Genomic DNA, 7,055 nt, shown 5'->3' on the forward strand with positions numbered 1-7,055 from the left:
AGGACGACCCTATGACCCAAGAAAGTTGTCGGGCGGTCTCGTCAATTTTTCAAGGATTGCGCGGGCTCACGTCAATCCGGTTATGTTCCGGCGAAGCATCCCTGAAAACTTCTTCAACCCGCCTTGATGAAGCGCGTCGACGAACGCCTCAACCGATGGGATCGACTTTCGCAGATTATGCCTCGCACTTTTGACACTGGAGATTAGCGCTTCCGGAAACGCCGCATGGAGATCGGTGAGGAAATCATCGGGCGACTTGCTGGTCACACCATGGGCGAGAAGGTTGCTTGCGGGAAAGTCCTTCAGGTTCCATGTGACGATGACGGAGGCTTTGTCCGCGATGGCTGCCGCGAGGACATGTCGATCGTCGGGATCAGGTAGCGTGAGATCCGCAATAAGCGGGCGATGGTCCCCCAACGCTGCCTCTGGGAGGACCGCGTTCATCCGGTCGCGCGTAGCTTCCAGGCGGTCGATGGACAAACCTGGCGTGTTGACGGCGAGATTGCGCATCCATTCATCATGTATATCGTCGGTCCAGCGCGCCTCGACGAGACCGTCGAAGGCGCACTGGATCAGAATGTTACGTAGGTGGAAGGGGTAGAGGACGCAGGCATCGTAGACCGCGACGGGCGGATTAGAGGCCATAGGTCTCGATCAGGTCCTCTGTATCCTCGGCAAGTGCTTCCATTGCCGTCTGTCGTTTGTCGAGCTTCGACTTTAACGCGAGCACATCCTTCAGGAGGGCGCGGCGATGTTTGCCGACGTAGCGGAATGGCAGATCGCCTCGGTCCATGCGCAAGACGACGAGCGGACGAGAGATGCCGAGAATGGCTGAAGCGTCACTCGGGCTCACTTCCTGGTCCTCGGCCAGTACGGCGACGCGCTCCCCGCGCAGCATATGCGCCAGAAGGGCTTCGACAGCTGCGGCGGCCGAAGGCGGGATCTGGAGCGTGCGCGCCTTGCCACCAGCATCACGAACATGGAGTTCCAGCCTGTCGCCGGCAACCAGCTTTGGCAAGGGCGTAGCTATTTTTCGATCGCGATCTGACAGTCTGGCGAAATGAACAATTTGGCTGGCCATGCGATATCTCCTTGGCCTTCAAATATAGCGAACAAGACCTCTATCTGCAATAACTGAAAGTGTGGGTTGGTTGCAATGGCGGCGGTTCTTCGGAGTGCCAGTTCAAGTCCGATCAAGGCGGTCGGCTTTGAAATTGATAGGTCGTTCGTTCGATTTCGACTGCATCGGCTTCGACGCCAGCCGTAGAAAGTTCCTCCTTTGGAGGTGCGTATTCCTCGGCCAGCAGCCTGGCGGAGCTTCGTCCCAGTGGTTCGAGCGGCGATCCGACCCCAGCAGGCTATAAGCTCACAGCGTCCTATTGCGCAGCTCACCGGGATCGCTCAATTTTGAGTTGATAAATGCGGTCGGATTTGTAAAGTGGCTCTTACTAGGTGGGGGGCGCTCGATGCAAAGTACCAAAACAGTGAATTCAGACCGACAAACTGAGGCTGAGCTAGGCAAGGGGGTGGGTCAGGCGCGTATCAATGCTATCGGCCATGCGTTGTGGCTCATGTCGCGTTCTCCGCTTCATAAACATCTTATGATCACTGACATCGAGTGGCTTGTGTCACCGCCGATAATTTTAGGGCAGTTCCATTTATGGGAGCGGGCGGGCAGTCCTTTTGGATTTGCATCTTGGGCACTTCTTGGGGAAGAAGCTGAAGAGAGAATTGTGGCGAAGGGAATCCGGCGCCTGATGCCGACTGACTGGAAATCAGGTGAGCAACTCTGGTTAATCGATTTTATATGCCCTTTTGGCGGTCATGAAGCATTGATCCAGGAACTGAAGACACAGGTACTATCAAACAAGCGTTTTAAGATGTTGCAAGCAGCACCAGGCGGACGGAAAGCAGTTGTCGAATGGTGAGGGCTCTTTAATAGCTGTATAAACTCGCTACCGTGCTAACTTTCAGTAAGTAGTTGTTGTCTCATGAGATTTATGTCACTCGCGACGTTCGCGGCAATATCGTTACTTTCCTTCTACTCGCATTCACATGGAGAAGAGATTGCGGGAAAGCCGTATAATAAAATAAAAATTTGTGCTCAAGATGCGGATGAATTCGCTCCGAAAGTGAACAGATTTTTGACCCGCGTTTTCGGAAATAAGTATAATGTCGTTAGTGCAAACGCAATTGAGTCCGATACAGCTGATCAATTTACTTTAATATACTTCGGCACAGCTTCTTCCTTAGATCGGCCACGCTGCCTTACCGAGGCTCCGGGGTTATCAACACTCGTCGCGCGTCTTTCTGCAGACTACGAAGGCAGGGGTGGGGTACTCCCGCTGCTGGAAGGTGGTGTGGTCGCGCATCAACTTTGCGGGCTTGCGGTCGCGCCCTCCGGTGATGGCCATGCAAATTTCGTTGCCTCTGTGCAATTCAAAGCAACAGCTTGCACTACTTCTAATATACTATCCATATTTGGATTAGACGCGCAGTATTGTGATCGAAATAACTGCGATCTTAAATGAATTGGAGTTATAATGTCTAGTATAAATGGAACCCTCCTCGCGGAAATTGATGGAGTCAAATACTATACTGATGGCATTGAGAAAGGCAATATTTCTGTTTCAGGAAATATATTTTATGTGAGTTTCGGAACAAATTACGATGCCGTAACTGGAACCTGGGGGGACGGCTCCGCATTCGGCGGTGGCCGAATGGTGACCTTTGAAGTGGACGATGCCGGGAATATCCGCGTCGGTGGAAGTGTTAAAGGCTTTAGTGGCGGGGTTGTTAAATACGCTGACGGGACTTACGGATTTTACGCCGGAGCATCCATATCCGCTTTGGACGATTTCATTTCTCTCGGTGTTTCTATTGATGGGACGCTTGGCTCTAACGGAAGCAACCTCAGCTCCTATAACACAATAAATGTATATCCAGACGGGCGGATCCAAAGAGTAGAGTATTTTCCCGGTAATAGTGATTATAATTATGTGATGGTTCAAGTCACGACGACCGACAAAAGCGGCGTTGTGACCGTAGATAAGTATAGTGTTGGGGATCCACAAGTTGCCGCGCGACTAGCCGCCGGCCTTATGCCTCATCTTTACGACCAGAAATGCTTTCCGGCTGGGACGCTTATATCAATGGCCGACGGAACGCGGATTCCTATCGAAAACATCAAGATGGGGGACGAAGTTCTTTCCTTTGAAGGCTTGGGCGGCGTAATATGTCGAAAAGTAGTGAGGGTATTTTCCGGGGAAACTGACCAGTGGGTGGACCTTTATCGAACGGGCGAAACCACAGATCAGGCGCAACTGCCTTTTCTCACCGCAACTCCCAGCCATTACTTTCTGACACCGAGTGGCTCGTTCAGCCAGCTGAAAGATCTACTTGCCATCCACGACGATGTTTTCGAAGTTGTTGGTGAAGATGGGTTCATAATCAAAGTTGTCGGCAAAACCAGATATAACAAAACTCTGGTGGACGCGGGGGGGCTTGAGCCTTCATCTGAATGGCGTACGTTCAATTTCGAAGTTGACGGTACCCATACCTATGTAGCTAACGGAATTCGCGTACATAACGACTCGCTGTTCTTACCGCAAACTAATGAAGCGCATCTGATCGATTCAATCATTGAGAGGTTGTCCTTCGCGTTATTCGAGGGAAATGCCTGGAAGGATATCGTTCTGGGTTCGGCACTGCGTTCATTCGGAACGGTTGCTGCCGACGCGGTTTTTGGTGAGGATGATTTTAGCGCGGAGCTTCTACTTGGCCGTTATGCTCTCAATGTAGTTGACAGTGTTGGCGGCTATGCTGGACGTGCACTCGTTTCAGCGCTCATCGATGATGCAGACATTGATCCAGCACTTGCGAGCGCACTTTCGATTTTTGCGCAGGAGGCAGGGTCCAACCTTGCTCAACTTGCAGCCCTCGAGTTTCTAGCAGCGAACGCGGGTGGTACTATCGCTCTCGAGTCGCAACAGGCGCTGGATAATTCAGCTAACGGCTTCAATTTCGGCGAAATCATCGCATCTGCCGGCTTTGCTGCGCTTGGATCCTATGCTGGTTCTCAACTTGCCGATTTGCTCGACATGGATCCAGAACTTGCCGCACTCGTTGCAGGTCCAACACAGGCCGCAATCGTTAAAGTCGGCGACAATATTATTGCGGGCAATCCCTGGAATCTGGGCGTCTCCAGCTCCATGCTGAATTCGCTTGGAAGTGTGGCGGGAACGATTCTTGCCAACAATATCGGTAACTTCGATACTTACACCGAGCAGATGGGGTCGAATATCGGCTCCAATATCGGCGCATTCATCTTCAGTTCCCTTGGACCTGTCGGTACGTTTATTGGATCTCTTCTGGGCGGTCTGCTCGGAGGACTTATAGGCGGCGTATTCGGTGATGACCCCGAGGGATTCGCCGATATTGAATTCAATACTCTTGAAGATCTTTATCGAATTTCCAGGGTTTACGGCGAAGATCGCGCGCACAAAGACGTCGCACGGGATCTGGCCGAAAGTCACATCAGCATTGTGAAGTCCATTCTCGATCTGGTGGACGGGGACGTACTCGCCGGTAACGTCGCGCGCCTGACCTTCGGTTTCGTCGAGGAGGATTTTTCCGTCAAAATTGACGGTGAGGAATATAATCTTGGATCGGATGCCAAAAGCACGATCGATATAGGTGTATTCGAAGCCCTGCGATCGATGCAGATAGCGGGTGGGGATGTTTATGCTCGCCGCGCAATCCATACGACGCTGGAAACTTATCAGGAATGGTCGATCAGTGCCGACGGCGCGACTGCAGTACCAAGAACGGTGATAGATCCGACGGGTGGAAGCGCAAGTGCGCAACAGACGTCAAGTTCGGATGCTCTTAACCAGCTGATGTCCGCCTTAATGATCGCGAAAGAGTACCAGAACTATCTGCGGAATATCTCTGCGATTAACGCCATTATAGCAGCTGATCCGAACAGTGAATTCGCGATCGGCTGGCAGATGACACTGGCGCAAGCTTTTGCTCTGGGCATTCATCAACGATCAGAAATCGACTGGACAGGTGGCTGGGATTGGTGGCTGGAGCACAATGCTGTCACTAGCGATAAAGTCGTCTTCACATATCTTGATGGAGAACGGTGGTTTGTACTCGGAGCGAATTCACCGGCAGTCATTGCTGACACAATAGCGCCGGGACAGAAAGACACGATCAGCGGCGGAGAGCGTTCAGATTATATTTTCGTCGATGAAGAAAGCTTTGACGGCGATGTTTCTCAGTCCGGTAAGGCCGGTGAATTCATCGGTTTCAATGGCTTTGACAGGGCAGGAAAGACCGAAATTGGCTTTGCCGCTAGAATAAATGGCGGCGCCGGCGACGATCAGATCTACGGCGGAGACCTCGGCAATGATCTGTTTGGCGGCGCGGGTTCTGATTTTCTAATTGGTGGAAAACTCGATGACTGGCTGTTTGGCGGGGACGGAGACGACGTTCTTCTGGCCGGTGGCGGGCTCGGTGATGTTCTCGACGGAGGATCCGGTAACGACCGTTTGCTCGGTGACGATTCAGAAGACTGGCTTTCTGGCGGCAGCGGCGATGATATGCTTCGAGGGTTCGCTGGCAACGACGTTCTCGAAGGTGGTGCCGGCCGTGACATATTGATCGGCGGCGATGGTTCCGACAGATATGTCTACCGCGTTGACAGTGGTGTAGACGTCATCACAGACTCCGGAACGACGGGAAACGACGTCATTGTATTCGGAAACGGAATTCTTCCCTCTGATCTGGTCATCCACCGCCTGGCTGGCGACGATCTCGTGATCCGGATCAACGGCAACGATTCAGCGCTTCTCGTTATAACCGGTGGCTTTCTGACGGATTTCAGCGGTATTGAACGCTTCGAATTTGCCGATGGTACGGTGTGGTCAAGGGGCCATGTAATATCCCTGGCCGTGCAGAATGAGCTTTCTTCGGTCACATTAGAAGGGGACGGAGCATCCGCTACCATTTCAGGCACTGCAGGTGACGATGATCTCGCCGGCGCGGGTGGTGATGATGTCCTCCAGGGAGGTGTCGGCTCTGACGTCTACCGGTTCAATCTTGGTGATGGTGCGGATACCATCATTGATCTCGGTCTCACACGTGACATTGATCGAGTGGTATTCGGAGCCGGAATTACATCTGCCAGCCTGATGCTGAGCAGAGATCCTGCCGATAGTTCCGTCCTTGTGTTGGGCATTGATGGCACGAATGACAAGCTTTCAATCCATTACCGGAATCCCGATTTTTCGGACGGCATTGAATTGTTCGAATTCGCTGATGGGACGCGGCTATCGTACAGGGAGTTAAGCAAGCTTTACATCAGCCAGAACCAGACCATTGGTGACGACATACTCGTTGGCGGCTTCACTGACGAAATTCTATCTGGCGGTAGGGGCGACGACACGCTGCGTGGCGGCGGTGGCTATGATCAACTGATTGGCGGGGAAGGCGACGACACGTACATCTACAATCGAGGTGATGGATATGTCGTCATCTCAGAAAACTCTGGTGCGGATAAACTGGTTTTCGGCCAAGGAATTTCTTTCGAAGATATCCATTTGTCCGTCAGCGGCAGGGACGACCGTTCTTTGCTAATCTCATTTCGGGGGATGCCTGGACGCATTGAGGTAGTTGGTCAACTATACAGTTTTGGTGTCGAGCAGTTCGTGTTCCCGGATGGGACGATCTGGTCGGCTCAAGACGTAAAGAGTGCGCTTACAGCGAGAGCTACAGACAGAAATGACGACCAGATTGCAGGCTCGTCTCAAGCGGATGTACTGCATGGCGGCGCGGGCGACGACCGCATTTACGGCTATAACGACAACGACCAGATTCGTGGTGGCGCCGGCGACGATGTTCTGATCGGCGGCTGGCACGACGACACCTATTTCTACGATCTCGGCGACGGCAACGATATCATCGTTGAGGGCGGCTACGACGGTGATAACGACAGACTTGTCTTTGGCACCGGCATATCGTTGGGCAATCTTTCCTATAGTCAGGGACCC

General features: G+C 52.5%; 5 protein-coding genes. 3 read left to right on the forward strand and 2 right to left on the reverse strand.

What is annotated here, in order from left to right; translation table 11 throughout:
* Window positions 1-66: 66 nt before the first annotated feature.
* Together V6S97_RS27730 and V6S97_RS27735 are read right to left on the reverse strand one after the other, a co-directional pair.
* Window positions 67-645, reverse strand: coding sequence for a PIN domain-containing protein (locus V6S97_RS27730; protein ID WP_111785438.1), 579 nt, complete (start codon window positions 643-645; stop codon window positions 67-69).
* Window positions 635-1,081, reverse strand: a complete 447-nt coding sequence (locus tag V6S97_RS27735) for a DNA-binding protein (protein ID WP_111785437.1) — start codon at window positions 1,079-1,081, stop codon at window positions 635-637. Before V6S97_RS27735 ends, V6S97_RS27730 begins: the two co-directional genes overlap by 11 nt.
* A gap of 385 nt (window positions 1,082-1,466) precedes the next feature.
* On the opposite strand from V6S97_RS27735, the gene V6S97_RS27740 reads away from it, so the two are divergent.
* From V6S97_RS27740 to V6S97_RS27750, 3 genes are all read left to right on the forward strand, one after another.
* Entirely contained in the window at window positions 1,467-1,928 is a 462-nt protein-coding gene (locus V6S97_RS27740) for a toxin-activating lysine-acyltransferase (protein ID WP_111785436.1), read from the forward strand.
* Window positions 1,929-2,000: 72 nt separating this feature from the next.
* The gene (locus V6S97_RS27745) at window positions 2,001-2,531 is read left to right on the forward strand and encodes a hypothetical protein (protein ID WP_334428284.1); all 531 of its coding nucleotides are present in this window, start codon (window positions 2,001-2,003) and stop codon (window positions 2,529-2,531) included.
* Window positions 2,532-2,543: 12 nt separating this feature from the next.
* A partial coding sequence (locus V6S97_RS27750; RefSeq protein ID WP_334428285.1) for a calcium-binding protein occupies window positions 2,544-7,055 on the forward strand: 4,512 nt, incomplete at its 3' end.

The sequence above is a fragment of the Agrobacterium sp. CCNWLW155 genome (assembly GCF_036888815.1).
GTDB classification, from domain to species: domain Bacteria; phylum Pseudomonadota; class Alphaproteobacteria; order Rhizobiales; family Rhizobiaceae; genus Agrobacterium; species Agrobacterium radiobacter.